The sequence below is a fragment of the Pseudomonas sp. PGPR N4 genome, assembly GCF_059693665.1.
In genome coordinates, this window is sequence record NZ_JCAUKV010000005.1 from 304,812 (window position 1) to 329,660 (window position 24,849).

Consider the following 24,849-nt stretch of genomic DNA (forward strand, 5'->3'; position numbering starts at 1 on the left):
CCTTCGCTCATGGCTGCTGTGGCGGTTGTGTGGGGGCGTTGACCAGCGGCAGGGCGAGGACGAACGCCGTACCGCCGCTGGCGGGGTGCTCGACGCTGAGTGAACCTTTGGCGGCAGCTGCGAGGCTTGCCGACAAGGTCAGACCCAGGCCCAGGCCGTGTTCGCCCGGTTTGGTCGTGAAAAACGGCTCGAACAGGTGCTTGCGCGTATCGTCATCGATACCGTGACCATTGTCGCGCACCAGCAACCGGTATTTGTCGGCCTGGAGTTCACCTTCCAGCCACAGCTGCGGCTGCGGCTGGCTGGCCATGGCGTCCAGCGCGTTACCGATGAGGTTGACCAGAATCTGCTCGAGGCGGGTCTGATCGATGGCCAGCAACTGATCCTCGTACAGATTGTGCAACTGCACATGGCTGCCGGCAATCCGGTTGGCCAAGACCTGCAGGCTGGCCTCCACGGCCTGTGCCAGCGAAGCCTGGCCACCGTCATCGGCGCGGCGGGCGAACGAGCGCAGGCTGGCGGTGATCCGCCCCATGCGGTCGATCAGGCCGTTGATGGTCTGCAGGTTGGCACTGGCAGTTTCCAGTGCGCCGCGTTCAAGGAAACGCACGGTATTGCCCGACAGCGTGCGCAGCGCTGCCAGCGGTTGGTTGAGTTCGTGGGCGATGCTGGTCGACATCTGCCCGATGGCCGCCAGCTTGCCGGCCTGGACCAGCTCGTCCTGCGCCTGGCGCAGGGTCTGTTCGGCATGCCGGCGCTCGCGAATCTGGCCCTTGAGGCGTTCGTTGCTGGCGCGCAGGTCCGCCGTGCGCTCGGCAATCTTGCGTTCAAGGTGGCTGTTGGCTTCTTCCAGCGCCTCACGTGCGGCCAGGCGCGTGGCGATGACCTTGCGCCGTTCGTTCCAGGCAATGCCAAGGATGGTCAGCAAGGCGAAGGCCACCGCGACCAGCACGCCCTGGATCATCGACTCGCGGCGCAGGTCCTGCAGTGGCGTGAGCAGGGTGAAGTGCCACGGCGTATCAGCCAGGCGACGGGTCTGCGCCAGGTAGGTGACCTCGTGCAGTTTGCCCTGGGCAGTTTCGCTATTGGCCGGGAAGGTCAGTTTCTCGACGCCATCGGCGAGGGTTTCGCGGGCCAGCGGCTCCAGCTCGTTCAGTGGCCACCAGTAGTATTGCAGGCTGCGCGCCAGGCGTTCTTTAGTCTGCGGACTCAGTGCACGGACTGCCTTGAGCCGCCTCGCTGGGTCGCTGGAAAGGATGATGATGCCGTTTTCATCACTGACAAAAGCCTCGAGGCGGGCACGCTGCCAGCGCTCTTCGAGGGTGTCCAGGCGGACCTTGATCACGGCCACGCCGATGATCTTGCCGTGCTCTTCCAGGCCGTGAGCCAGGTAGTAGCCGGCTTCGCCGGTGGTGCTGCCGATGCCGTAGAAACGCCCAGGCTCGCCCCGCACCGCGTCCTGGAAATAGGCACGGAAAGACAGGTCTTCACCCAGAAATGAATCAGCGTCGCGCCAGTTGCTGGTCGCCTGGACTCGGCCACTGGTATCGAGGACGAAGATGGCCCGGCTGCGGCTACGACGGTTGAGCCCTTCAAGGTATTCGTTGACGCTCTGCCGCGCACCGCCCTCAGGCTCGCTGAGCAGTTGCGATACGCTGTCTTCCAGCTCAAGCAGGCTCGGCAGATAGGTGTACTTGCTGATTTCACTCTCGACTGTGCGCGCGTGCAGCTCGAGTTGCCGTTCGCCGTTTTCGCTGAGGATACGAATACCGCTGTTGTCACTGAGTACGTAGCCGATCAGGCCCAGGCCCACCATCAGCAGGATGATCAGAGGTGGTAACAGCAGTTGGCGGATCAGACGGGATTTCACGGCAGGCAGGGCAGGGCGCAGGAGCGAGGGGTCGCATTTCATCACAGTGGCCTTGTCACGACCAGCACCCCCAGCCCGGATCGGACCGAACCAGGGGCGCTGCAGCCGGCTTAGTGTTGCAGAATTTTACTGAGGAAGTGCTGAGTGCGCTGGTCGCGGGCGGTCTGATCACCGAAGAATTCGTCTTTGGTGCAGTCTTCGACGATGTTGCCCTTGTCCATGAAGATAACCCGATCGGCCACTTTGCGAGCAAAGCCCATCTCGTGGGTCACGCACATCATGGTCATGCCTTCGTGGGCAAGCTGGACCATTACGTCGAGCACTTCGCTGACCATTTCCGGGTCAAGTGCCGAGGTTGGTTCGTCGAACAGCATGACGATCGGGTCCATCGACAGGGCGCGGGCAATCGCCACGCGTTGCTGCTGACCGCCGGAGAGCTGGCCAGGGTGCTTGTGGGCGTGGGCTGACAGGCCAACGCGCTCAAGCAGGGCCAGGCCTTTCTTGGTGGCTTCTTCCTTGCTGCGGCCAAGCACCTTGATCTGCGCGATGGTCAGGTTCTCGGTAATGGTCAGGTGCGGGAACAGCTCGAAGTGCTGGAACACCATGCCGACTCGCGAGCGCAGCTTGGGCAGGTTGGTCTTCGGGTCGGAGATCGAGGTGCCATCGACGACGATGTCACCCTTCTGGAACGGCTCCAGCGCATTGACGCACTTGATCAGGGTCGACTTGCCCGAGCCGGAAGGCCCGCAGACCACGACCACTTCGCCCTTTTTGACATCGGTGGTGCAGTCGGTGAGCACCTGGAAGTCGCCGTACCACTTGTTGACGTTCTTGATGGAAATCATACGGTGATCCTTTTTTGCAGGCGCTTGACCAGCCATGAAGCGGAGAAGCTGATAATGAAGTAGACGAGACCGGCGAAGAGCAGGAATTCATTCGCGCGGCCGACAATGTCGCCACTGGCACGGGCCGAGTTGAGGAAGTCGACCAGGCCCACGGTGTAAACCAGCGAAGTGTCCTGGAACAGGATGATGCTCTGCTGCAGCAGCAGTGGGGTCATCTTGCGAAACGCCTGCGGCAGGATGATCAGGCGCATGGTCTGGCCATAGGTCATGCCCAGCGCCTGGGCAGCGCCCATCTGGCCTTTGGCAATCGACTGCACACCGGCGCGGACGATTTCGCAGAAGTATGCCGCTTCGAACATCATGAAGGCCACGACGCACGAGGTGAACGCACCGATTGGTGTGTCTTCGCCGGTGATCCAGCGCAGCACGAACGGCACTGCCAGGTAGAACCAGGTGATTACCAGCAGCAGCGGGATCGAGCGGAAGTAGTTGACGTAGGCGCCGGCAATGTTTGCCATCAGCTTGCTCGATGACAACCGCATCAGCGCCAGCACGGTGCCCAGGGCAATACCGCCGACCACACCCATGACCATCAGTTGCAGGGTCATCAGCATGCCGTTCCACAGGCCCGGCAGCGCGGGGATGATGTCCGAGAAGTCCAGTTCCATCACTTGCCTCCTACGGAAATCAGGCCAGGTACGGCCACTTTCTTCTCGACCATGCGCATCAGCAGCATCAGGCCCATGTTCAGGGTGAAGTAGATCAAGGTGGCCAGGGTGAAGGCCTCAAACAGGTTGGCCGAGAATTCAGCGGTCTGTTTGGTTTGCGCCAACAGCTCCATCAGGCCGATCAATGAGGCGACCGAGGAGTTCTTGAAGACGTTGAGAAATTCAGAGGTAAGCGGCGGAATGATGATCCGGTACGCTTGCGGCAGCAGTACGTTGCGATAGATCTGGGCCAGGCTGAAGCCCATTGCCCGAGCGGCAGATTCCTGCCCGCGTGGCAGTGCCTGGATACCGGTACGCACCTGTTCGCAGACTCGCGCTGCGGTGAACAGGCCAAGGCAGATGATCACACTGATCAATGCCGAGGTAGTCGGGTTGAGGTCTTGCTTGAACCATTCCTGCAAGCCTTCGGGCAACAGGTCAGGGATCAGGAAGTACCAGATGAACAGCTGCACCAGCAGCGGCACGTTGCGGAACAATTCGACGTAGGCGGTAGCGATCCCTGATACCAGCCTGTTCGGTACGGTGCGCATGACGCCGAGCAGCGAGCCCAGCAGCAAGGCAATGATCCAGGCGCAGATGGCAATGGCGATGGTCCAGCCCAGGCCGGTGATGTACCAGTCCAGGTAAGTTTCGCTGCCGACGCCAGTGGACTTGAAGAACACGCCCCAGTCCCAGTTGTAATTCATCGGGATTTCCCCTCGGATCGTTGTTTCACGGGCACCTTCGAACATCCAAGGGCGCGAGCGCCCTCGGATGAAAGGTTAGACACTAACTAGCTGCGGGTCAGGACTTCTTTTCGTCTGCCGCTTTATCGGTAGGATTGGCAATCAGCTCTTTCAGCTCATCGCTCATCGGGAAGTTCAGGTTCAGGCCTTTTGGTGGGACTGGCTGGGTGAACCATTTGTCGTAGATCTTGTTGATCTCGCCCGACTTGTACAGCGCAACGATCGCGTCATCGACGGCTTTCTTGAACGGTGCATCACCCTTGCGCACCATGCAGCCGTAGATTTCGTAGGATTGCGGGGTGCCGGTCACGGCCCAGAGGTTTGGATTCTTGGCCTTGGCCATTTCACCGGCGAGCAGCGCGTCATCCATCATGAAGGCGACTGCACGGCCGGATTCGAGCATCTGGAAGGCTTCGCCGTGATCCTTCGCGGAAATCACGTTCATGCCCATCTGCTTGTCGGCGTTCATTGCCTTGAGGATGCGTTCGGAAGTGGTACCCGCGGTGGTCACCACGTTCTTGCCTTTCAGGTCAGCGAAATCCTTATAGGAGGAATCTTTCTTCGACAGCAGACGGGTGCCCACCTCGAAGATGCCTACCGAGAAGTCGACCTGCTGCTGGCGCTCGACGTTGTTGGTGGTCGAGCCACACTCGACATCGACGGTGCCGTTCTGCACCAGCGGGATACGGGTCTGGGAAGTAACCAGGTTGTACCTGGCTTTCAGGTCCGGCTTGTTGAGCTCTTTTTTCAGGTGCTCGACGATGGCCAGTTGAATGTCGTGAGAGTAGCCGACCGGTTTGCCCGAGGCATCGGCAATGTAGGAAAACGGAATGGAACCGTCGCGGTGGCCCAGGGTGATGGTGCCCGAGTCATTGATCTTCTTCAGGGTGCCGGTCAGCTCTGCAGCCATGGCCGGCGAAGCGATAACAGCAGCCGCGATGGCGGCGCCCAGCAATTGACGAACGATACGCATCAAATTTTCCTCGACATGTTTGTTTTTTTTATGGAGCCGTTGGCGGACTCTTCGTTCCACGAATACTGCAAAAGCAGTGCATTCGGCTACCAAGTGTAGAGCATGACTCGTGCCAAGCCCTGTAATTGATCATAACGTCCCGAAAAGTCTGGGTATTAATCTTTTGTGATGCGAGATTTTCCCGAGGCTACCGACGGGTTACCGAATGAGTGAGGCGAGGCTGTTCGGAAATCCGAATGGAGCGGATATTGAGAATCCTGGTGGGATGAGAGCGCAGACTGGAGCAGATCAGTGCACAGGAGCGTGCATACGAGGGGTAAGGGCAACAGGCGTGGATACAGCGGGCAGCCACTTTGAGGAGTGGCTACCCGACCGCAGGTACCTGCCGAATCAGGCGGCGTCTGATTGGCCCGAGGTCGGCCTGGCCTGCTGCAGGTAATTCACCAATGCTTGCTGTTCGACGGCGTTGATGAACAGGCCCAACTTGGTGCGCCGCCAGAGGATGTCGTCGGCACTGACGGCCCACTCTTGTGCGCGCAGGTAATCAATTTCGCAGCCGAACAACCCGCCGCCGATCGCCTTGCCGAGATCTTCCGGGCCATGTACGGCTTCGAGCAGGCGCCAGACACGGTCGCCATAGGTCACTGCCCAGCGCCTGGCGATATCTACCGCCAGCCACGGGTGGCGGACTCGGAGCGCGTCGACCAGTGCTTGCACTGTTGTCATGTTCTCGCCGCCCGGCAATGTCGCCGACGCGGTCCAGCTGGAGCCCATCTGGCTAAAGAACGGTTTCAGTTCGGCCATGGCGGATTCGGCCAGCTTGCGGTAGGTGGTGAGCTTGCCACCAAACACCGACAGCAGCGGTGCCTGGCCGTGGTCGGCAGACAGGGCCAGGGTGTAGTCGCGGGTGACCGCTGAAGGGTTGTCGGACTCATCGTTGCACAATGGCCGCACACCGGAATAGGTGTGCAGGATATCGGCGCGGCCGAGCTGCTGTTTGAAATGCTGGTTGACCACATTCAGCAGGTAATCGGTCTCTGCCTCACTGATACTGACCTGGGACGGGTCGCCGCTCCACTCCCGGTCAGTTGTGCCGATCAGGGTGAAGCGCTCCAGATACGGAATTGCAAAGACGATGCGCTGGTCTTCGTTCTGCAGAATGTAGGCATGCTCGCCTTCGTACATGCGTGGCACGATGATATGGCTGCCTTGGATCAAGCGGATGCCATACGGCGCATCGAGCTTTAGGTCATCCTTGATAAAGCTGGCGACCCATGGGCCGGCCGCATTGACCAGCGCCCGGGTGTGGATGGTCTGTTGGCTGCCATCGGCATGCTGCAACAGCACCTGCCAGATACCGTCGACGCGTTCGGCCCGCAGGCAACGGGTACGGGTCGCGATCTGCGCGCCATGTTCGCGGGCGGCCATCGCATTGACCACTACCAGGCGCGCATCGTCGACGGCGCAGTCGGCATATTCGAAACCGCGGCTGATCGAAGCCTGCAATGGGCTGTTCGGGCCAAAGCGCAGGCTGCGCGAGGCGCCCAGGCGCTTGCGTTTGCCGAGGTGATCATAGAGGAACAGACCGGCGCGGATCATCCACGCCGGGCGCAGGTGCGGCCGATGGGGCAACACGAAACGCATCGGTTTGACGATATGCGGTGCTTTCGCCAGGAGCACTTCACGCTCGGCCAGTGCTTCGCGGACCAGGCGGAATTCGTAGTGCTCGAGGTAACGCAGGCCGCCGTGGATCAGCTTGCTGCTGGCCGAGGAGGTGTGTTGCGCCAGGTCGTCCTTTTCACAAAGAAACACCTTGAGGCCGCGCCCGGCAGCGTCAGCGGCAATGCCCACACCATTGATACCGCCGCCAATCACGGCAACATCGTAGCAATCGGCAGGGACGGGCTGGGAGGAAACGGGCTGGGACACGGGCAAGGCCTCCTGAGGCTGCTACCATCGAAAATGAACATCGATGTTCGTTTGCGAAAATACTAGCGCAACAAGCAAGCATTCGCCAGCGAGTCTTCATAGAAAACTTCAATAGGCGCGGCGAAATGAACAATAGCGAACATGGCGCGGCGCTCAGTGCGACGCCGCGCGCAGGTCACACCACTTCCAGGCGGACCTTGTTGTCGTTGAGCAGTTGGTTCAAGGCGGGCGAGGGCGGCTGATCGGTCACCAGGCAATCGACCAGATTGATCGAGCCGAGCCGAACCATCGCGTTGCGCCCGTACTTGCTCGAGTCGGCAGCGAGGATGACCTGCCGCGCATTGGCAATGATCGCCTGGGAAACACGCACTTCCTGATAATCGAAATCCAGCAGGCTGCCGTCTTCATCGATGCCGCTGATGCCGACCAGGGCGAAATCGACCTTGAACTGGCTGATGAAGTCGACACTCGCCTGGCCGACCACGCCGCCGTCACGGCGCACCGTGCCGCCAGCGACCAGCACTTCGAAGTCATCCTTGGCACTGAGGATCGACGCGACGTGCAGGTTGTTGGTAATGACCTTGAGGTGATTGTGATTGAGCAGGGCGCGGGCAATCGACTCGGTGGTGGTGCCGATGTTGATGAATACCGAGGCATGGTCCGGGATCTGCCGGGCCACGGCTTCGGCGATGCGCTGTTTCTCGTCGCGCATCTGGTCGGCGCGCATGGCGTAGGCGGTGTTTTCGATGCTCGAGTCATACGCCGCGCCGCCATGGTAGCGCCGCAGCAGGTTGCTCTCGGCAAGCTGGTTGATATCGCGGCGAATGGTTTGCGGGGTAACGACGAACAGCTGGGCCATTTCTTCGATACTGACGTAGCCGCGTTCGCGCACCAGTTCGAGGATTTGTTGTTGGCGCGGGGGCAGATTCATGGGCGGTCCTTGGGGGCTGCCGGACAAATGCTGCAATGATGCCGTAGGAAAGGGATGACAGCCAGTGCGCACAGTACAAACAAGTCGGTCGCCATGTGCTGAACATGGCGACCGAAGCGGGCAGGGCCTGAAACGCTACAGTTTCAATCAGGCCTCGTGATCTTCCCAGTCACGGGTACGCTCGACCGCTTTCTGCCAGCCGGCATAGAGCTTCTCTTTCTGCGCTTCATCCAGCTGCGGGCTGAACTCGCGCTCGATGATAGCCTTGTCGCGCAGCTCATCCAGGCTGCTCCAGAAGCCGCTGGCCAGTCCGGCCAGGTAGGCAGCGCCGAGGGCGGTGGTTTCGCGCATCTTTGGCCGCTCGACACAGCTGCCGAGGATGTCGGCCTGGAACTGCATGAGGAAGTTGTTGGCCACCGCGCCGCCATCCACGCGCAGTTCGCTCAGGCGCTGGCCGCAGTCCTGCTGCATGGCATCGAGGACGTCGCGGGTCTGGTAGGCGATCGACTCCAGTGCGGCGCGGATGATGTGATCGACCTTGACCCCGCGGGTCAGGCCGAACAGTGCGCCGCGTGCGTACGGGTCCCAGTAGGGCGCGCCCAGCCCGGTGAAGGCCGGCACCAGATAGACACCGTTGCTGTCCTTGACCTTGCTGGCGAAGTACTCGGTGTCGAGCGCATCGTTGACGATCTTCAGTTCATCGCGCAGCCACTGCACGGTCGAGCCGCCGTTGAACACTGCGCCTTCCAGCGCGTAGGCGACTTCGCCACGGGGGCCGCAAGCGATGGTGGTGAGCAGGCCGTGGGAGGAGCTGACCGCCTTGTCGCCGGTGTTCATCAGCAGGAAGCAGCCGGTGCCATAGGTGTTCTTGGCCTGGCCTGGCTCGACGCACATCTGGCCGAACAGCGCCGATTGCTGGTCGCCGGCGATACCGGCGATGTCGATGCCGCTCTTGGTCTGGCCATACACCTCGGAGGAGCCGCGCACCTCTGGCAGCATCTGGCGTGGCACACCGAGCAGCTCGAGCATCTTTTCATCCCACTGCAACGTGTGGATGTTGAACATCAAGGTACGCGAGGCGTTGGTGTAGTCGGTGACATGTACCTTGCCGCCGGTGAATTTCCAGATCAGCCAGGTATCGATGGTGCCGAACAGCAGTTCGCCGCGCTCGGCGCGCTCGCGGACACCTTCGACGTTGTCCAGGATCCACTTCAGCTTGGTCCCGGAGAAGTACGGGTCGGTGACCAGGCCGGTGGTTTCGCGGATGTAGTCTTCATGGCCATCGCGCTTGAGCTGGGCACAGATCTCGGTACTGCGCCGGCACTGCCAGACGATGGCGTTGTACACCGGGCGGCCGCTTTCCTTGTCCCACACCACCGTGGTTTCACGTTGGTTGGTGATGCCGATGGCGGCGACCTGGGCGTGGCTGATGCTGGCCTGGGCCAGGGCCTCGACCATGGTCGCGCTCTGGGTGGCGAAGATTTCCATCGGGTCGTGCTCGACCCAGCCAGCCTGCGGATAATGCTGGACGAACTCACGCTGGGAGGTGCCCACCACGTTTGCGTCACGGTCGAAGATGATCGCTCGCGAACTGGTGGTGCCCTGGTCCAGGGCGATGATGTAGTTCTTGTCCTGGGTGTCTTTCATGTCAGTGGCCTTGCACAAAATAGGGGGGAGGCCAGGCGCTGTGCCTGGCTGTCGGCAGCGGCTCTCCGGTCAGGAGGCCCGCGCATCGCTCTGGGAATTATCGTCTGTTTGCCCGTGTGCAACCTGCGCGGTGGGCAAGTTGCGGGCGATCAGGCCACGGTAGGCGGCGGCGCCCAGGCATGCACCCACAATGGGCGCGAATATCGGAATCAGGAAATACGGAATGTCACGTCCGCCAGTGAAGGCGATATCACCCCAGCCTGCCAGGAACGTCATCAGCTTTGGACCAAAATCTCGGGCAGGGTTCATCGCAAAGCCGGTCAGCGGGCCCATGCGCTGCCAATCACCGCGATCAGCAAGCCGATCAGCAGCGGTGCCATGGCCCCGCGCGGCAGGCCATTGTTGTCGTCGGTCAAGGCCATGATCACTGCCATCAGGATCGCGGTGATGATCATTTCAACCAGAAACGCCTGGCCGATCGACAGCGCCGGGTGCGCATAGGTGGAAAACACCGACGCCAGCTCCAGGCTGGCCTGGCTGCCGCGGACCATGGCGTGGGATTGTTCGTAATCGAAGAACAGCGTGCTGTACAGGCTGTACACCAGCGCGGCGGCACAGAAGGCGCCAGCTACCTGGGCGAGGATGTAGAACGGCAGTTTGCGCTTTTCGAAACCGGCGAACAGGCTCAGGGCGATGCTCACTGCCGGGTTCAGGTGGGCGCCGGATACACCGGCAGTGAGGTAGATCGCCATGCTCACGCCGACCCCCCAGATAATGCTGATTTCCCACAGGCCGAAGCTGGCGCCCGCGACCTTGAGCGCGGCGACGCAACCGGTGCCGAAAAATATCAGTAGCGCAGTGCCGAAAAACTCGGCCATGCATTGGCCCCGAAGGGTGGGTTCGCGTAGTGCAGTCGTCATGTATGACCTCGGTTCTTGTTGTTGTGAGGCGCTGAGCGCTCGACAGCAAGGCCCAGAGTCGATCCCCATTGACCCTGGGCGGATAAGCGAAAGCGCACTTTAAGAGTGCACCATTTATTCAGAAACGAAAAAATATAGGCAAGAAACGCTCATGTCAAAGGTCGAAAGTGAACGATCAGCCACAATTTGACCCGCGGCGAGGTCTCTGACTATTCCGACAGCATCTGGCGATTTGCCGACCAGCTGGCTGGCTCGCGGCTTTTCACCTAAAGTAGCCGCCGAACTTCTCTGCTCGGAGCCCCGCATGACCCCCGCTCTCGACCTGCTGAAAAAAGCCCGCGCTGAACACCGCGTGCACAGTTACGAACATGATCCGAAGTCGGCCTCGTATGGCCTGGAAGCCGCTGAAAAGCTCGGCATCGATCCTGTGCAGGTGTTCAAGACGCTGCTCGCCAGCAGTGAAAAGGGCGAGTTGTTGGTGGCCGTAGTGCCGGTGGTGGGCACGCTCGACCTGAAGGCTCTGGCCCACGCGGCGGGGGTCAAGAAGTGTGAAATGGCTGACCCCGCAGCGGCGCAGCGGGCCACGGGGTATCTGGTCGGCGGGATCAGCCCACTGGGGCAAAAGAAGCGCCTGCGCACCTTTATCGATCAATCAGCGCAGCAGTTCGCAACCATTCACGTAAGTGCTGGCCGGCGCGGACTTGAGGTCGAATTGGCTGCTGCGGTATTGGCCGAGCATACCCAAGGGAAATTTGCCGAGATCGGCCGGGGCTGAGAAGCCGGGTGATGCTGCCGTCACCCGTTATCGTGTCCCAAGCCGTGTCTCAGTTCGCCGAGCTGTAACGGCGAACGCCGTTTTCCTGACGAGCGTGCTGGGTGGCGACGCTGCCCGGCACCGGGAACAGCACGAGGTGATCGGCCTTCACTGCAATGCCGACGTCCTGGCCGACCTGATGATCGATGTGGCTGGCGAAGATCGCTTCCAGCTGGCTGCCGGTCGCCAGCTGCAGGCGATACAACGTTGAGGCACCGAGGAAGCTCTTGCCAACCACGCTGGCGCGCAGGGGGCTGTCTGGCGCATGGACGATGTCGTCCGGGCGCAGCAACACGTCAACCGAACTGCCAACGGCCATGGTGTAGGCGCGATTGCCACGCAGCTCGCCGAGCTCGGTGGTCACCGCTTCATGGCTGCTCATCTGCCCACGAATGAAATAGCCCTGCCCGATGAAGCTGGCCACAAACGGCGTCTGCGGTTCGTGATACAGGTTGTAGGGGGTATCCCACTGCTCCAGCCGACCTTCTTTGAACACGCCGACATGATCGCTGACCGCAAACGCCTCTTCCTGATCATGCGTAACCAGAATGGCGCTGGTGCCACGGCTTTTGAGGATGTCGCGCACCTCATGGCTGAGGCGCCTGCGCAGTTCCACGTCAAGGTTGGAGAACGGCTCGTCGAGCAACAGCAGTTGCGGCTCCGGCGCCAGTGCTCGGGCCAGGGCAACGCGCTGTTGCTGGCCGCCGGACAGCTCGTGCGGGTAACGCCCACCGAGCCCGACGAGCTTGACCAGCTCGAGCATCTCTTCAACCACAGCTGCCTGGCGCGGGTGCTTGCTGATGCCGAAGGCAATGTTTTGCGCGACGGTCAGGTGCGGAAACAGCGCGTAGTCCTGGAACACCATGCCGATCCGGCGCTTCTCTGGTGACAGGGTAAAACCCGCCCGCGAGATGACTTCGCCAGCGAGCTGGATTTCACCGTCGTGTACCGGCTCGAAGCCGGCAATCGCCCGCAGCGTGGTGGTCTTGCCGCAACCCGATGACCCGAGCAGACAACCGATGTCGCCTGCGTTGAGGTGCAGATTGAGGTTCTGGACGATGCGCTGGTCGCCATAGCCGCAGGCGAGGTTGCGCAGGTTGAGCAATAACGGATGACTCATGCGTGGTGGTAAGCCGGTTCGACAAGAAATTCGAGAAGGGCCTTTTGTGCATGCAGGCGGTTTTCAGCTTGGTCCCAGGCGACCGAACGTGGGTCGTCGAGCAGGTCCAGGCTGATTTCCTCGCCACGGTGGGCGGGCAGGCAGTGCATGAACAAGGCGTCGGGTGCAGCCAAGTCGAGCAGTTCGCGGGTGACCTGATACGGTGCGAAATGCGCCAGGCGCCGTGCAGTTTCCTCTTCCTGGCCCATGGAAGTCCAGACATCGGTGGTAACCAGGTGCGCGCCGGCAATCGCTTGCTTGGGGTCGCGCACGATCTGCACCCGCTCACCGGCAAGGGCGAGGAAGCGTGGATCAGGCTCGTAGCCTTCCGGGCAGGCGATGCGCAGCTGGAAGTCGAACTGCTGGGCGGCTTCGATGTAGGAGTTGCACATGTTGTAGCCGTCGCCGATCCAGGCCACGGTCTTGCCCTGGATCGAGCCACGGTGTTCGAGGAAGGTCTGCATGTCGGCCAGCAGCTGGCACGGGTGCGACTGATCGGACAGGGCGTTGATCACCGGCACCCGCGAGTTGGCCGCAAATTCGGTGAGGATGCTGTGGTGGTGGGTACGGATCATCACCGCATCGAGCATGCGCGACATGACGATGGCGCTGTCGGCGATCGGTTCACCACGGCCCAGCTGAGTGTCGCGCGGCGACAGGAAGATCGCCTGGCCACCAAGCTGGATCATGCCGGCTTCGAACGACAGGCGGGTCCGGGTCGAGGCTTTCTCGAAGATCATCCCCAGTACCCGGTTCTTCAGTGGCTCGAACAGCACGCCGCGGTTACGCAGGTCCTTCAGCTCGATGCCGCGACGGATCACGCCGAGCAATTCGTCAGCAGTGAAATCCATCAGGGAGAGAAAGTGCCTAGCGCTCATGATTGACTACCTTAATTGCAACGGTACGCAGGCCAGCGTTGGCTTTAATTGACAACGGGGGGGACCTGCGGCGTAAGCCGCACGGAGCGGACGAAATAGGGAAAGGCGCAATACTATAATTAAATGTCGCGTGAAACAAAGGGGGTTCACCGTGCGCCTGTATCAACGGATGTCCTAAGCCTATGGCCCGGCACCGTTTTTTATTCATTACAGAGGTTTTACACGGCGGGTGAGGGGCTTGGCAAACCTGCTGTCGTTAATCGCCTGCCTGATGGCGCAAGATTCAGCCGGCGAAGTGCGCTGGCGAGCGCTCTCAGCCCGGCCCATAGTGGCTGCTTCCCTTGAGCGGAGCGAGTCGACCATGGCCACCACTGTGCATCATCGCGCGTGCCACCTGTGCGAGGCCATCTGTGGCCTGAATATCGAGATCGACCAGCCTACCGGCGCGGCTGCGCGCATCGTCTCGATCAAAGGCGATCCGCTCGATACGTTCAGCCGCGGCCATATTTGCCCCAAGGCTGTCGCGTTGGAGGATATACAGGACGATCCGGATCGCCTCCGACAACCGCTGCAACGGGTTGGCGAGCGCTGGCAGCCGATCGCCTGGGAGACTGCATTCGAACTGGCTGCAGAGAAACTCTGGAGCATTCAGCAGGCGCACGGGCGCAACGCGGTGGCGGTGTATCAGGGCAACCCCAGCGTGCACAACTACGGGCTGATGACCCACAGCAACTACTTCCTTGGCCTGCTAAAGACCCGCAACCGCTTTTCGGCAACCTCGGTGGACCAGCTTCCGCAGCACCTGACCAGCCATCTGATGTATGGCCACGGCCTGTTGCTGCCGATCCCGGACATCGATCACACCGACTTCATGCTGATTCTGGGCGGCAATCCGCTGGCCTCCAATGGCAGTATCATGACCGTACCGGACGTGCACAAGCGCCTCAAAGCACTGCACGCCCGCGGCGGGCAACTGGTGGTGATCGATCCGCGCCGCAGCGAAACGGCCGCCATTGCCGATCAGCACCTGTTCATTCGCCCGGGCACTGACGCTGCATTGTTGTGTGGCTTGCTCAATACCCTGTTTGCAGAGGATCTGGCCAAGAGCTCGCACCTGCCGGTCAATGGCCTGGAGCAGGTCCGCGCAGCGATTGCGCCGTTCGATATTGAGCGCATGAGCGCAGTATGCGGGGTGCCTGCCGAGCAGATTCGGCAACTGGCGCGGGATTTCGCTGCAGCCGAACGGGCGGTCTGTTATGGCCGCATGGGCGTCTCGACCCAGGCCTTCGGCAGCCTTTGCCATTGGCTGATCCAGCTGATCAATCTGGTGACCGGCAATCTTGATCGAGTCGGTGGGGCGTTGTGCACCGAGCCTGCGGTGGATCTGGTCGCTACAACCTCAGGCGGCCATTTCAATGCCTGGCAGAGCCGCGTCTCCGGGTTGCCGGAATACGCCGGCGAGCTACCCGTGGCAGCTTTGGCCGAGGAGATGCTCGTGCCCGGTGCTGACCAGGTGCGGGCGCTGATCACCGTGGCGGGCAATCCGGTACTGTCGACGCCCAATGGCCGTCAACTGGACCAGGCCTTGGGCGGCCTTGAGTTCATGCTCAGCATCGACCTGTACCTCAACGAAACCACGCGCCACGCTGACCTGATCTTGCCGTCGACCACGGCACTGGAAAACGACCACTACGACACCACCTTCAACCTGCTGGCGGTGCGCAATGTCACCCGTTTCAATCGGGCAGTGCTGGCCAAGCCTGCCGGTGCACTGCACGACTGGGAGATCTTCGTTGGTCTGGCCAAGGCGTTCGCCAGGCGTGCGCAGAAGGAACTGAAGCCGACCATGCCCCCGGCGCAGATGATCGACCTGGCGTTGCGCCACGGCCGCTATGGCCAGGCGTCGCCGTGGGCGTTGTCACTGGACGCCCTGGATCAGCATCCACACGGCCTGGACCTGGGGCCCTTGCGCGCCAACCTGGCAGCACGCCTGGCTACCCCCGGCAAAGTGGTCGAGGCAGCGCCGACGCAACTGCTTGAAGACTTGCAGCGCCTTGCCAGACAGGCCCCGGCAGCGCCGGACGAGCTGCTGTTGATCGGTCGCCGGCACGTGCGCAGCAACAATTCGTGGATGCATAACTTTCATCGGCTGGTAAAAGGCAAGCCGCGCCATCAGTTGCTGATGCATCCCGATGATATGCAGCAGCGTCAGTTGAGTGATGGCCAGCGCGTGAGCATTCAATCGCGCACGGGCGTGGTCGAGGTGGACGTGCAGGCCAGCAGCGAGATCATGCCCGGCGTGGTCAGCCTGCCCCATGGCTTCGGCCATCGCCGCCAGGGCGCGCAATTGCAGATCGCCGCTGAGCAGCCAGGGGTCAGTGCCAATGATCTTACCGACGAGCTGCAGCGTGACGCCGTGTCGGGTAATGCAGCGTTGAATGGTGTGCCGGTGCGGGTCGCGGCCGTTTGAACGCGCACTGCTGATCCGACCGCGTGCAGGTCGACCCACGGCCGGGCTTTCCGATACAATGGCTGACCGTGCCGACCATCGAGTCGGAAAGTTCAGACGAGGTGCTTCATGGATATCATCGAAACAATCAAAGAGCAGATTGCCAACAACACCATTCTGCTTTACATGAAAGGCTCGCCGAACGCGCCTCAGTGCGGCTTCTCGTCCAAGGCGGCCCAGGCTGTCATGGGCTGTGGCGAGAAATTCGCCTATGTCGACATCCTGCAGAACCCGGAAATCCGCGCCAACCTGCCCAAGTACGCCAACTGGCCGACCTTCCCACAGCTGTGGGTTGCCGGTGAACTGGTCGGCGGCAGCGACATCATGATCGAGATGTTCGAGAACGGTGAGCTGCAAAAGCTGGTCAAGGAAGCGGCTGCCAATGCTGCCAAGGCTTCCGAAGCCTGATTGACCTTGCTGGGCAAGCAGCCAAAGTTGTTTGCCCAGGCATGAAAAAGCCCCGCACTTGGCGGGGCTTTTTCATATGGGCTTGAGCGTTACTCTTCGCCCATCTGCGACTGCAGGTAGTTCTCGATGCTGATCTTGTCGATCAGGCTCAGCTGGGTTTCCAGCCAGTCGATGTGCTCTTCCTTGGATTCAAGGATGTCTTCCAGCATTTCCCGCGAGCCGAAGTCGCCAGAAGTTTCGCAGTGCGCAATAGCTGCCTTGAGATCGATCAGACCGCTTTGCTCGATCTTCAGGTCGCATTCCAGCATCTCTTTGGAGTGCTCGCCGATCAGCAGCTTACCCAGGTCCTGCACGTTAGGCAGGCCTTCGAGGAACAGGATGCGCTTGATCAGCTTGTCTGCGTCCTTCATCGCCTCGATGGACTCTTTGTACTCGCGCTTGCCCAGGGCGTTGAGGCCCCAGTCTTCATACATACGCGCGTGCAGGAAGTACTGGTTGATAGCGACCAGCTCGTTCCCGAGGATCTTGTTGAGATGCTGGATGACGCTGACGTCGCCTTTCATGTCCGTATTCCTGCCGTGTTGAGTGTGTCAATACCCGAAGTCTGAGCCGGACAACTTCCAGTGTCAAACCTAAGTTGTTGAATAATAAATGAAATTTAATCGGAATAAGAATGTTTGTGAACCGCGTTGGCACGCTAACTTATTGAATTAAAGGCATAAAAAAACCGGACACAAGGTCCGGTTCTTCAAAATACGGGGGAAATCAGACTGCATTAAATTCGACGGGGTAGGGCAGGGCGGGCTGCTGGCTGACCTGGAGGTCGGTCAACGTCTCACGCACCACCTGCTTGGCAAGGCACGCGCACTTGCCACATTGGCTCGCCACGTTGGTGGCCGCCCGGACTTCCTTGTAGCTACAGCATCCCTCGTAGATCGCATCGCGAATCTGTCCGTCGGTGACGCCGACACAAAGACACACATACATAGAGGCTGACCATCGTCGTTGAGTCGATGCGTTGGAGAGTAATAGTAATGAGAATGCTTGTCAAAGCGGTTTCTGAAACTAAATGCGCAAGGGCGACCGGCGGTTGGATTCGGCCTGTCACCTTAACCTGTGTATGATGGTCAGCCTTTGCTGGATGCTTGGCGGGTTTGCCGCCGGGCAACGTTTTTTCACCTTCATCAGGAGATAACGATGAGTGTACTCGTTGGTAAACAAGCCCCCGACTTCACCGTTCCAGCTGTGCTGGGCAACGGCGAAATCGTCGACAGCTTCAACCTCGCTTCGGCGATCAAGGGCAAGTACGGCCTGGTATTCTTCTACCCGCTGGACTTCACCTTCGTCTGCCCGTCCGAGCTGATCGCGTTGGACAACCGCATTCCGGACTTCGCTGCGCGCAACGTCGAAGTGATCGGCGTGTCGATCGACTCGCACTTCACTCACAACGCCTGGCGTAACACCCCGGTCAACAACGGCGGCATCGGCCAGGTCAAGTACACCCTGGCGGCTGACATCACCCACGAAATCTGCAAGGCCTACGACGTTGAGTCCGAAGGCGGCGTAGCCTTCCGTGGCGCCTTCCTGATCGACCTGAACGGCGTTGTCCGCTCGCAGATCATCAACGACTTGCCGCTGGGCCGTAACATGGATGAGCTGCTGCGTCTGGTTGACGCTCTGCAATTCCACGAAGAGCACGGCGAAGTCTGCCCTGCCAACTGGAAAAAAGGCGACAAGGGCATGAACGCTTCGCCAGAAGGCGTTGCTGCCTACCTGAGCGAGAATGCCGGCAAGCTGTAATCGCCACGCATAAAAAAACCGGCCCTGGTGGCCGGTTTTTTTATATCCGCTGCGCGCCTCGGGACGCAGCAGCGGTAAGCTGATCATCAATCGCGCCAGCCGCCCAGATCCTTCCAGCGGTTGACGATGCCGCAGAACAGCTCGGCAGTCTTCTCGGTGTCATAACGCGCCGAATGCGCCTCACGGCCGTCGAAATCGATGTCGGCGCTCTGGCATGCTCGCGCCAGTACGGTCTGCCCGTAGGCGAGCCCCGCCAGGGTAGCAGTGTCGAAGCTGGAGAACGGGTGGAACGGATTGCGCTTAAGGTCATTGCGCGCAACCGCAGCATTGAGGAAGCCCAGGTCAAAGCTGCTGTTGTGGCCGACCAGGATCGCCCGCTTGCAGCCGTTGGACTTGAGCGACTTGCGAACGCTGCGGAAGATTTCGGTCAGCGCGCTCTCTTCACTCACTGCCATGCGCAGTGGGTGGTCAAGCTTGATCCCGGTGAACTCCAGTGCCGCCGCCTCGATGTTGGCGCCTTCAAACGGCTCGACGCGGAAGAAGTGCGTGTGCTCAGGGAACAGGAAACCCTTCTCGTCCATGCCGATGGTGACCGCAGCGATCTCCAGCAGGGCATCGGTAGCGCTGTTGAAGCCACCGGTCTCGACATCGATAACAACCGGCAGGTAACCGCGGAAGCGCTCGGCCATCGGGTGGCGTGGGCCACCGCTGGAAGCTTCCTGGTCGTCTTCGTACAGATCTTCGCTCACGCGTTTTCCTCCAGCAGGCGCCAGCGCAGTTTTTCACCGGCGCGCAGCGGAATCACAAGGTTGTCGCCAAACGGCAGGCTGCTTGGCGCAGTCCATTCTTCACGGACCAGAGTAATCCGGTCGGTGTTTGCCGGCAGGCCATAGAACGCTGGGCCATGCAGGCTGGCAAAACCTTCCAGCTTGTCCAGCGCGTTGCGCTGCTCGAACGCTTCGGCGTACATCTCGATCGCCGCATACGCGGTGTAGCAACCGGCGCAGCCGCAGGCGGCTTCCTTGGCGTGCTGGGCGTGGGGCGCCGAGTCGGTGCCAAGGAAGAACTTGCGATTGCCGCTGGTGGCCGCGTCCAGCAGCGCCACCTGGTGGGTGTTGCGCTTGAGGATCGGCAGGCAATAGAAGTGCGGGCGAATACCGCCGACCAGCATGTGATTGCGGTTGTACAGCAAGTGCTGAGCGGTGATGGTCGCACCGACATTGGCCGGTGCTTCACTGACAAACTGCGCGGCATCGGCCGTGGTGATGTGTTCGAACACCACCTTGAGCGTCGGGAAGCGGTCGACCAGACGGCGCATGTGCTCGTCGATAAAGCGTTTTTCGCGGTCGAACACATCGACATCGGCATGCGTCACTTCACCGTGCACCAGCAGCGGCATGCCGGTTTCGGCAAGGGCTTCGATGGCCGGGAAGATCTTGTCGATGCTGGTCACGCCGGAATCGGAGTTGGTCGTGGCGCCAGCCGGGTACAGCTTGGCGGCGTAGACAAAACCACTGGCCTTGGCCGCGCGGATGTCATCGGCACTGGTACGGTCGGTAAGGTACAGCACCATCAGCGGCTCGAAGCGGCTGCCAACTGGGCGCGCGGCAAGGATCCGCTCGCGGTAGGCACCCGCTTCGGCGGCATCGCGCACCGGCGGAACCGTGTTGGGCATGACAATGGCGCGGGCGAAGGTACGCGCTACGTCGCCAACGGTGTGGGGCAGGACAGCACCATCGCGCAGATGGATATGCCAGTCATCGGGACGCAGGAGGGTCAGGCGGTCGGACATTGGGGATTCCAGGCGGGTCGAACTCAAGTGCGAATGCTACCGGAAAACCCTTGGTCGAGCACGGCTATCAAGTTTTCCGGCGCGCGACCGATAGCCTGCAGGTAAGCCGTCAGAATTTGTGGAGCCGCCCGTGCGCCAGCGTTACCTAGCCCTGTTCACCTTGTTTGCCAGCCTGCCGGCAGGCGCATTGACCTTCCAGACCCGGATGGAGAACATCGCCTGGACGGTCGAAGGCGATCAGTTCGAGTGCCGCCTGGTCCAGCCGATAGACGGCTTTGGCAGTGGCGAGTTCGTGCGTCGCGCAGGCGAGCAACCAACCTTCCGCCTGCGCTCGGACACCAACCTGCTCGGCGCCGGCTCTGCCACCTTGCTCGCCGCCGCTGCGCCATGGCAGCCGGGGCGCAGTGATGTCAGTCTCGGTGCCGTACGCCTGGCCCGCAGTGGGGTGTTGTTCACGTCCTCGCAAGGCCAGGCCAGTCGCTTGATCAACGGCCTGATGGATGGGCGCAGCACGGTCGTGCGCAACCATGCCGGCGAGGGTGGACGAGCAATGGAAGTGCGAGTGTTGCCCGTCAGCTTTGCCAAGGCGTTCAACGACTATCAGCTGTGCGCGAGCAAGCTGTTGCCGATGAACTACGACCAGATTCGCCAGACGCAGGTCGCCTTCCCGCGTGGGGTTGAACTGGACAGCAATGGCCGGGCTCGGCTGGACGTGATTCTCGATTACCTGAAGGCCGATCCGACGGTCAATCACATCGAACTCAACGGTCATTCCGACAACGGCGGCAATCGTCTGGCCAATCGCGAGGACTCGCGGCGCCGGGCGCTGGCGGTTGCCGAGTACCTGGTAGCACATGGTGTGCCTGAAACGCAGATCATCGTGCGCTTCCATGGCGAGCGCTACCCGCTGGCGAAGAACAACAGCGCGGCCAATCGGGCGCGTAACCGTCGCGTCAACATCGAACTGGATCGCGTCACGCCAGTGGCCAAACCGGCGGAAAGCGCGCTCGAGCCTTCCCCGGCTGGCGCTCCTGTGGCCCCTGCGCCTGCGGCCAAGCAACTGTAAACAGCCAGATCCGCGACCGTTGGTCGCTGTATCGAAAGTTCTTGTCGCTTTGTCGTCAGAAGCTGTCGCCCCACTGTAAATTTGCCCGCGAGGTCGGTAGAATCGACGGCTTTCCGTAAACCCCGTGGAGTGATGGCATGGCGGACGTAAATAAGGTCGTACTGGCGTATTCCGGCGGCCTTGATACTTCGGTGATTCTCAAGTGGCTGCAGGACACCTACAACTGCGAAGTGGTGACCTTCACCGCTGACCTCGGCCAGGGCGAAGAGGTCGAACCGGCCCGCGCCAAGGCTCAGGCGATGGGCGTGAAAGAAATCTACATCGATGACCTGCGCGAAGAATTCGTGCGTGACTTCGTGTTCCCGATGTTCCGCGCCAACACCGTCTACGAAGGCGAGTACCTGCTGGGTACTTCCATCGCGCGTCCGCTGATCGCCAAACGTCTGATCGAGATCGCCAACGAAACTGGCGCTGACGCCATTTCCCACGGTGCGACCGGCAAGGGCAACGACCAGGTTCGTTTCGAGCTCGGCGCCTACGCGCTCAAGCCAGGCGTCAAGGTCATTGCACCATGGCGCGAGTGGGACCTGCTGTCCCGCGAGAAGCTGATGGATTACGCCGAGAAGCACGGCATCCCGATCGAGCGCCACGGCAAGAAGAAGTCGCCGTACTCGATGGACGCCAACCTGCTGCACATCTCCTATGAAGGCGGCGTACTGGAAGACACCTGGACCGAGCACGAAGAAGACATGTGGAAGTGGAGCGTCTCCCCGGAGAACGCCCCTGACCAGGCGACCTACCTCGAGCTGACCTTCCGCAATGGCGACATCGTTGCCATCGACGGCGTCGACAAGTCGCCAGCTACCGTGCTGGCCGACCTCAACCGCATCGGCGGCGCCAACGGCATCGGCCGTCTGGACATCGTCGAGAACCGTTACGTCGGCATGAAGTCGCGTGGCTGCTACGAGACCCCTGGCGGCACCATCATGCTGCGCGCTCACCGCGCCATCGAGTCGATCACCCTCGACCGTGAAGTGGCTCACCTGAAAGACGAGCTGATGCCCAAGTACGCCAGCCTGATCTACACCGGCTACTGGTGGAGCCCGGAGCGGATCATGCTGCAGCAGATGATCGACGCTTCGCAGGTCAACGTGAACGGCGTAGTGCGCTTGAAGCTGTACAAAGGCAACGTCACCGTAGTCGGGCGCAAGTCCGACGATTCGTTGTTCGATGCCAACATCGCTACCTTCGAGGAAGATGGCGGTGCGTACAATCAGGCTGACGCGGCTGGCTTCATCAAGCTCAACGCACTGCGTATGAGGATCGCCGCTAACAAAGGTCGTTCGCTGCTGTGATCGACTGCCAGATGGCGTGATCAACCCCGGCCTAGCGCCGGGGTTTTTTTTGCCCGCCAGCGACCTCGAACAGCACTGACTGAGGGGTGTCGGCGAGCGCCTCGACAGCCAGATAGATCTGCTTGTGCGCGTCCAGGTTGTACAGCGTCCAGCTACGCGCGCTCGGCTCTGGGTCGGCCAGCGTGCGGTGGATATGCTGTTCTATCAGAACACCTGCGTCCGGACCGGAAAACGCAATGGTCGCCGAGGCCTGCCCATGCATTCGCTCCGCTTCGATTGTTGGCTGCTGCTGCGCCGCTTCATGTGCAGCGGGCTGGTAAAGGGTCTGGTGATTGAAGTTCAGGGTCAGAAAGAACAGTACCGTGAGAAAAAATGGAAAGCCGACCAGAAACCATGTGTAGATCATCTGGCTGGCCTCGCTCAGGAACGGCAGCGAGGCCAACGCCGATGCCTCGACGATGCCTGCAAAAATCGCTATGAGTGTCAAAGGACTCAGACTTTTTTCATTTTTCATGTTGGCAGCCCCCGTCGATATAGCTCCTGTTTACCCGTCGCAGCGTGCGCCGAAAAGGTAGCCGAGTTCCTCGCTTGGTTAGAGTGCCGCCGCGTCATCAGAGCATTGATGTCGAGTCCTGCGTTGTGGGCTGATTGATCCTGCATGCGTCAGCGATGATGCTGGCTTGAAGAGCGCTCGTGTCGCCAGGCTGCCGTCTGGAATAGAGGGCAGGGGGCATGATTTCCTAAGATGCCTGTTTGTAGGAAATTTCCTTGATTAATGTAGGTTTCATCTCTGCGTGTCCTACGGGCCCCACCCCCCGCGCTATTTGCCGTTGCGCTCGGTTATGGTGGCGGCTGGATAAAAAAATAAATCAATGGATGTCGCATGAATAAAGTGCTTATCGTGGATGATCACCCGGTCATTCGCCTTGCTGTGCGCATGCTGATGGAGCGGCATGGTTATGACGTTGTGGCAGAAACCGACAACGGCGTAGATGCGCTGCAGCTGACCCGGGACTACCTGCCAGATATCGTGGTCCTGGACATCGGTATACCCAAGCTCGATGGGCTTGAGGTGATTGGCCGCATCGGCCTCGCCAGCCCCAGCAGCAAGGTACTGGTGTTGACGTCGCAGGCGCCAGGGCATTTCTCCATGCGCTGCATGCAGGCCGGCGCGGCCGGCTATGTCTGCAAGCAGCAGGAACTGACCGAATTGCTCAGTGCAATCAAGGCGGTGCTCTCGGGCTACAGCTATTTCCCCAATCAAGCCCTGCACAAGGCTCGCAGCGCCATCAGTCGTGGGACCGAGACCGAAATGGTCGAGCGCCTTTCTGCGCGTGAGATGATGGTGCTGCAGCAATTGGCCAGGGGCAAGAGCAACAAGGATATCGCCGAAAGCATGTTCCTCAGCAACAAGACCGTCAGCACCTATAAAACCCGGCTGCTGCTCAAGCTCAATGCTCGCTCACTGGTCGATCTGATCGAGCTTGCCCAGCGTCATGGGCTGGCCTGAGCAGGCTTGGTGCCGGCCTGTTTACAGATCGTGGTTTTACAGGTCGTAGTCGTAATCGGCGAGTTGCCGCTGCAGGCGTCGCTCCTCCAGCAAGTTGTCAATGGTGCGACGCTTGTCCAGGTTGGTCTTGGCAACTTCTACCCGCGGCTCCGGCTCGTCATCGGTGCTCAGTACCAGATCGTCATCGATCACCAGGTCTTCTTTGTCAGTGCTCATGAGTTACTCCAAGCCAAGGGGCCATTGGCCGACCTTATAACGAGAATCTCTGGTCTGGTAAAAAAGATTTTTTCAATCAGGGAGGGGGTGTTCTGGCTATCGGCTCAATCGTCCGAGGTTTTTAGTCGGTATTCGCACAAATCCTCGATGCGGCAGCTGCCGCAGCGCGGCTTGCGCGCCTGGCATACGTAGCGGCCGTGGAGGATCAGCCAGTGATGAGCATCGAGCAGGTAATCCTTGGGAACGAAGCGCATCAGCTTTTTTTCCACTTCCAGCACGGTCTTGCCAGGGGCGATCCCGGTGCGGTTGCTGACGCGGAAAATATGCGTGTCGACGGCCATGGCGGGTTGCCTGAACGCCGTATTGAGCACCACGTTGGCGGTCTTGCGGCCCACGCCTGGCAGCGCCTCGAGTGCTTCGCGGTTGTCGGGGACTACGCTGCCATGCAGCTCAATCAGCAGCCTGCAGGTTTCGATGACGTTTTTCGCCTTGCTGTTGTACAAGCCGATGGTGCGGATGTAGGCGCTTAGCCCGTCGACGCCCAGGGCGTAGATCGCCTCGGGCGTATTGGCAACCGGATACAGGCGCGCCGTGGCCTTGTTGACGCCGACATCGGTGGCCTGGGCTGACAGGATCACCGCAATCAGCAATTCAAATGGTGTGGTGTAGGCGAGTTCGGTCTTGGGCTCTGGGTTGTCTTCGTGCAGCCGACGAAAGATCTCCAGGCGTTTGGCGGCATTCATGAAAGGCTAGGCTCTCGTTTGAGGCGGGGAG

General features: G+C 60.6%; 24 protein-coding genes and 1 pseudogene. 7 read left to right on the forward strand and 18 right to left on the reverse strand.

Annotated features, from left to right (window positions below):
* Positions 1-7 precede the first annotated feature (7 nt).
* The 9 genes and pseudogenes from aauS to AC58X1_RS19875 form a co-directional block, all read right to left on the reverse strand.
* On the reverse strand, positions 8-1,912 hold the full coding sequence (aauS, locus tag AC58X1_RS19835; RefSeq protein ID WP_101321856.1) for a two-component sensor histidine kinase AauS: 1,905 nt from the start codon (positions 1,910-1,912) through the stop codon (positions 8-10).
* A 68-nt stretch (positions 1,913-1,980) separates the two neighbouring features.
* Entirely contained in the window at positions 1,981-2,715 is a 735-nt protein-coding gene (locus AC58X1_RS19840; protein WP_101321855.1) for an amino acid ABC transporter ATP-binding protein, read from the reverse strand.
* Positions 2,712-3,383, reverse strand: a complete 672-nt coding sequence (locus AC58X1_RS19845; protein ID WP_101321854.1) for an amino acid ABC transporter permease — start codon at positions 3,381-3,383, stop codon at positions 2,712-2,714. Before AC58X1_RS19845 ends, AC58X1_RS19840 begins: the two co-directional genes overlap by 4 nt.
* A complete protein-coding gene (locus AC58X1_RS19850; RefSeq protein ID WP_101321853.1) occupies positions 3,383-4,129 on the reverse strand; it encodes an amino acid ABC transporter permease in 747 nt (248 codons plus the stop codon). The genes AC58X1_RS19845 and AC58X1_RS19850 overlap by 1 nt, the downstream gene beginning before the upstream one ends.
* A gap of 97 nt (positions 4,130-4,226) precedes the next feature.
* Positions 4,227-5,141, reverse strand: coding sequence for a glutamate/aspartate ABC transporter substrate-binding protein (locus tag AC58X1_RS19855; RefSeq protein ID WP_101321852.1), 915 nt, complete (start codon positions 5,139-5,141; stop codon positions 4,227-4,229).
* A 390-nt stretch (positions 5,142-5,531) separates the two neighbouring features.
* Complete coding sequence (glpD, locus tag AC58X1_RS19860; RefSeq protein ID WP_150570568.1) at positions 5,532-7,070, reverse strand: glycerol-3-phosphate dehydrogenase; 1,539 nt, start codon at positions 7,068-7,070, stop codon at positions 5,532-5,534.
* A gap of 175 nt (positions 7,071-7,245) precedes the next feature.
* Entirely contained in the window at positions 7,246-8,001 is a 756-nt protein-coding gene (glpR, locus tag AC58X1_RS19865; RefSeq protein WP_101321849.1) for a DNA-binding transcriptional repressor GlpR, read from the reverse strand.
* A 147-nt stretch (positions 8,002-8,148) separates the two neighbouring features.
* Positions 8,149-9,648, reverse strand: coding sequence for a glycerol kinase GlpK (gene glpK / locus AC58X1_RS19870; protein ID WP_150572229.1), 1,500 nt, complete (start codon positions 9,646-9,648; stop codon positions 8,149-8,151).
* A gap of 69 nt (positions 9,649-9,717) precedes the next feature.
* Positions 9,718-10,568: pseudogene (locus AC58X1_RS19875) on the reverse strand (MIP/aquaporin family protein).
* A gap of 304 nt (positions 10,569-10,872) precedes the next feature.
* Here AC58X1_RS19875 and ybaK point away from each other — a divergent pair.
* Positions 10,873-11,343, forward strand: a complete 471-nt coding sequence (gene ybaK / locus AC58X1_RS19880) for a Cys-tRNA(Pro) deacylase (RefSeq protein WP_101321846.1) — start codon at positions 10,873-10,875, stop codon at positions 11,341-11,343.
* A 49-nt stretch (positions 11,344-11,392) separates the two neighbouring features.
* Here ybaK and AC58X1_RS19885 read toward each other — a convergent pair whose 3' ends face one another.
* Positions 11,393-12,502 carry an ABC transporter ATP-binding protein gene (locus AC58X1_RS19885; protein ID WP_150570567.1) on the reverse strand — a complete coding sequence of 370 codons (1,110 nt, stop codon included), beginning with the start codon at positions 12,500-12,502 and terminating at the stop codon, positions 11,393-11,395.
* Entirely contained in the window at positions 12,499-13,419 is a 921-nt protein-coding gene (gene argF / locus AC58X1_RS19890; RefSeq protein ID WP_497429352.1) for an ornithine carbamoyltransferase, read from the reverse strand. The genes AC58X1_RS19885 and argF overlap by 4 nt, the downstream gene beginning before the upstream one ends.
* A 361-nt stretch (positions 13,420-13,780) precedes the next feature.
* Here argF and AC58X1_RS19895 point away from each other — a divergent pair, with 361 nt between their 5' ends.
* Complete coding sequence (locus AC58X1_RS19895; protein WP_497429353.1) at positions 13,781-15,889, forward strand: molybdopterin oxidoreductase family protein; 2,109 nt, start codon at positions 13,781-13,783, stop codon at positions 15,887-15,889.
* A 108-nt stretch (positions 15,890-15,997) separates the two neighbouring features.
* Positions 15,998-16,336 carry a Grx4 family monothiol glutaredoxin gene (gene grxD / locus AC58X1_RS19900; RefSeq protein WP_101321842.1) on the forward strand — a complete coding sequence of 113 codons (339 nt, stop codon included), beginning with the start codon at positions 15,998-16,000 and terminating at the stop codon, positions 16,334-16,336.
* Positions 16,337-16,425: 89 nt separating this feature from the next.
* Here grxD and bfr read toward each other — a convergent pair whose 3' ends face one another.
* Both bfr and AC58X1_RS19910 read right to left on the reverse strand, forming a co-directional pair.
* Positions 16,426-16,899 carry a bacterioferritin gene (gene bfr / locus AC58X1_RS19905; RefSeq protein WP_103438360.1) on the reverse strand — a complete coding sequence of 158 codons (474 nt, stop codon included), beginning with the start codon at positions 16,897-16,899 and terminating at the stop codon, positions 16,426-16,428.
* A 202-nt stretch (positions 16,900-17,101) separates the two neighbouring features.
* Positions 17,102-17,323 (reverse strand): bacterioferritin-associated ferredoxin, encoded by a 222-nt coding sequence (locus tag AC58X1_RS19910; RefSeq protein WP_101321840.1) that lies wholly within the window; start codon positions 17,321-17,323, stop codon positions 17,102-17,104.
* A gap of 210 nt (positions 17,324-17,533) precedes the next feature.
* On the opposite strand from AC58X1_RS19910, the gene AC58X1_RS19915 reads away from it, so the two are divergent.
* A complete protein-coding gene (locus AC58X1_RS19915; RefSeq protein ID WP_101321839.1) occupies positions 17,534-18,136 on the forward strand; it encodes a peroxiredoxin in 603 nt (200 codons plus the stop codon).
* An 86-nt stretch (positions 18,137-18,222) separates the two neighbouring features.
* On the opposite strand, the gene rnt is transcribed toward AC58X1_RS19915, so the two are convergent.
* A complete protein-coding gene (gene rnt, locus AC58X1_RS19920) occupies positions 18,223-18,825 on the reverse strand; it encodes a ribonuclease T (RefSeq protein ID WP_189691781.1) in 603 nt (200 codons plus the stop codon).
* 56 nt (positions 18,826-18,881) lie between these two features.
* Positions 18,882-19,928 (reverse strand): dihydroorotase, encoded by a 1,047-nt coding sequence (pyrC, locus tag AC58X1_RS19925; RefSeq protein ID WP_101321837.1) that lies wholly within the window; start codon positions 19,926-19,928, stop codon positions 18,882-18,884.
* A gap of 130 nt (positions 19,929-20,058) precedes the next feature.
* On the opposite strand from pyrC, the gene AC58X1_RS19930 reads away from it, so the two are divergent.
* On the forward strand, positions 20,059-20,994 hold the full coding sequence (locus tag AC58X1_RS19930) for a flagellar protein MotY (protein ID WP_497429354.1): 936 nt from the start codon (positions 20,059-20,061) through the stop codon (positions 20,992-20,994).
* Positions 20,995-21,131: 137 nt separating this feature from the next.
* Positions 21,132-22,349, forward strand: a complete 1,218-nt coding sequence (locus AC58X1_RS19935) for an argininosuccinate synthase (RefSeq protein ID WP_101321835.1) — start codon at positions 21,132-21,134, stop codon at positions 22,347-22,349.
* Positions 22,350-22,380: 31 nt separating this feature from the next.
* On the opposite strand, the gene AC58X1_RS19940 is transcribed toward AC58X1_RS19935, so the two are convergent.
* Positions 22,381-22,863, reverse strand: a complete 483-nt coding sequence (locus tag AC58X1_RS19940) for a hypothetical protein (RefSeq protein ID WP_150572233.1) — start codon at positions 22,861-22,863, stop codon at positions 22,381-22,383.
* 369 nt (positions 22,864-23,232) lie between these two features.
* Here AC58X1_RS19940 and AC58X1_RS19945 point away from each other — a divergent pair, with 369 nt between their 5' ends.
* Positions 23,233-23,859, forward strand: a complete 627-nt coding sequence (locus AC58X1_RS19945) for a response regulator transcription factor (RefSeq protein ID WP_101321833.1) — start codon at positions 23,233-23,235, stop codon at positions 23,857-23,859.
* Between the two features lie 36 nt (positions 23,860-23,895).
* Here AC58X1_RS19945 and AC58X1_RS19950 read toward each other — a convergent pair whose 3' ends face one another.
* Together AC58X1_RS19950 and nth are read right to left on the reverse strand one after the other, a co-directional pair.
* Positions 23,896-24,075 (reverse strand): PA3496 family putative envelope integrity protein, encoded by a 180-nt coding sequence (locus AC58X1_RS19950; protein ID WP_101321832.1) that lies wholly within the window; start codon positions 24,073-24,075, stop codon positions 23,896-23,898.
* 104 nt (positions 24,076-24,179) lie between these two features.
* Positions 24,180-24,818: an endonuclease III gene (gene nth, locus AC58X1_RS19955; protein WP_103438356.1), complete on the reverse strand. Its 639-nt coding sequence runs from the start codon at positions 24,816-24,818 to the stop codon at positions 24,180-24,182.
* Between the last annotated feature and the right edge of the window lie 31 nt (positions 24,819-24,849).

Coding starts and splice junctions, on each gene's coding strand:
- glpR (WP_101321849.1), bottom strand. CDS start 8,001: ATGAATCTGCCCCCGCGCCAACAACAAATCCTCGAACTGGTGCGCGAA.
- glpK (WP_150572229.1), bottom strand. CDS start 9,648: ATGAAAGACACCCAGGACAAGAACTACATCATCGCCCTGGACCAGGGC.
- AC58X1_RS19940 (WP_150572233.1), bottom strand. CDS start 22,863: ATGAAAAATGAAAAAAGTCTGAGTCCTTTGACACTCATAGCGATTTTT.
- AC58X1_RS19915 (WP_101321839.1), top strand. CDS start 17,534: ATGAGTGTACTCGTTGGTAAACAAGCCCCCGACTTCACCGTTCCAGCT.
- AC58X1_RS19840 (WP_101321855.1), bottom strand. CDS start 2,715: ATGATTTCCATCAAGAACGTCAACAAGTGGTACGGCGACTTCCAGGTG.
- ybaK (WP_101321846.1), top strand. CDS start 10,873: ATGACCCCCGCTCTCGACCTGCTGAAAAAAGCCCGCGCTGAACACCGC.
- pyrC (WP_101321837.1), bottom strand. CDS start 19,928: ATGTCCGACCGCCTGACCCTCCTGCGTCCCGATGACTGGCATATCCAT.
- AC58X1_RS19935 (WP_101321835.1), top strand. CDS start 21,132: ATGGCGGACGTAAATAAGGTCGTACTGGCGTATTCCGGCGGCCTTGAT.
- AC58X1_RS19845 (WP_101321854.1), bottom strand. CDS start 3,383: ATGGAACTGGACTTCTCGGACATCATCCCCGCGCTGCCGGGCCTGTGG.
- grxD (WP_101321842.1), top strand. CDS start 15,998: ATGGATATCATCGAAACAATCAAAGAGCAGATTGCCAACAACACCATT.
- AC58X1_RS19855 (WP_101321852.1), bottom strand. CDS start 5,141: ATGCGTATCGTTCGTCAATTGCTGGGCGCCGCCATCGCGGCTGCTGTT.
- AC58X1_RS19910 (WP_101321840.1), bottom strand. CDS start 17,323: ATGTATGTGTGTCTTTGTGTCGGCGTCACCGACGGACAGATTCGCGAT.
- AC58X1_RS19945 (WP_101321833.1), top strand. CDS start 23,233: ATGAATAAAGTGCTTATCGTGGATGATCACCCGGTCATTCGCCTTGCT.
- AC58X1_RS19895 (WP_497429353.1), top strand. CDS start 13,781: ATGGCCACCACTGTGCATCATCGCGCGTGCCACCTGTGCGAGGCCATC.
- rnt (WP_189691781.1), bottom strand. CDS start 18,825: ATGGCCGAGCGCTTCCGCGGTTACCTGCCGGTTGTTATCGATGTCGAG.
- AC58X1_RS19850 (WP_101321853.1), bottom strand. CDS start 4,129: ATGAATTACAACTGGGACTGGGGCGTGTTCTTCAAGTCCACTGGCGTC.
- nth (WP_103438356.1), bottom strand. CDS start 24,818: ATGAATGCCGCCAAACGCCTGGAGATCTTTCGTCGGCTGCACGAAGAC.
- argF (WP_497429352.1), bottom strand. CDS start 13,419: ATGAGCGCTAGGCACTTTCTCTCCCTGATGGATTTCACTGCTGACGAA.
- bfr (WP_103438360.1), bottom strand. CDS start 16,899: ATGAAAGGCGACGTCAGCGTCATCCAGCATCTCAACAAGATCCTCGGG.
- aauS (WP_101321856.1), bottom strand. CDS start 1,912: ATGAAATGCGACCCCTCGCTCCTGCGCCCTGCCCTGCCTGCCGTGAAA.
- AC58X1_RS19885 (WP_150570567.1), bottom strand. CDS start 12,502: ATGAGTCATCCGTTATTGCTCAACCTGCGCAACCTCGCCTGCGGCTAT.
- AC58X1_RS19950 (WP_101321832.1), bottom strand. CDS start 24,075: ATGAGCACTGACAAAGAAGACCTGGTGATCGATGACGATCTGGTACTG.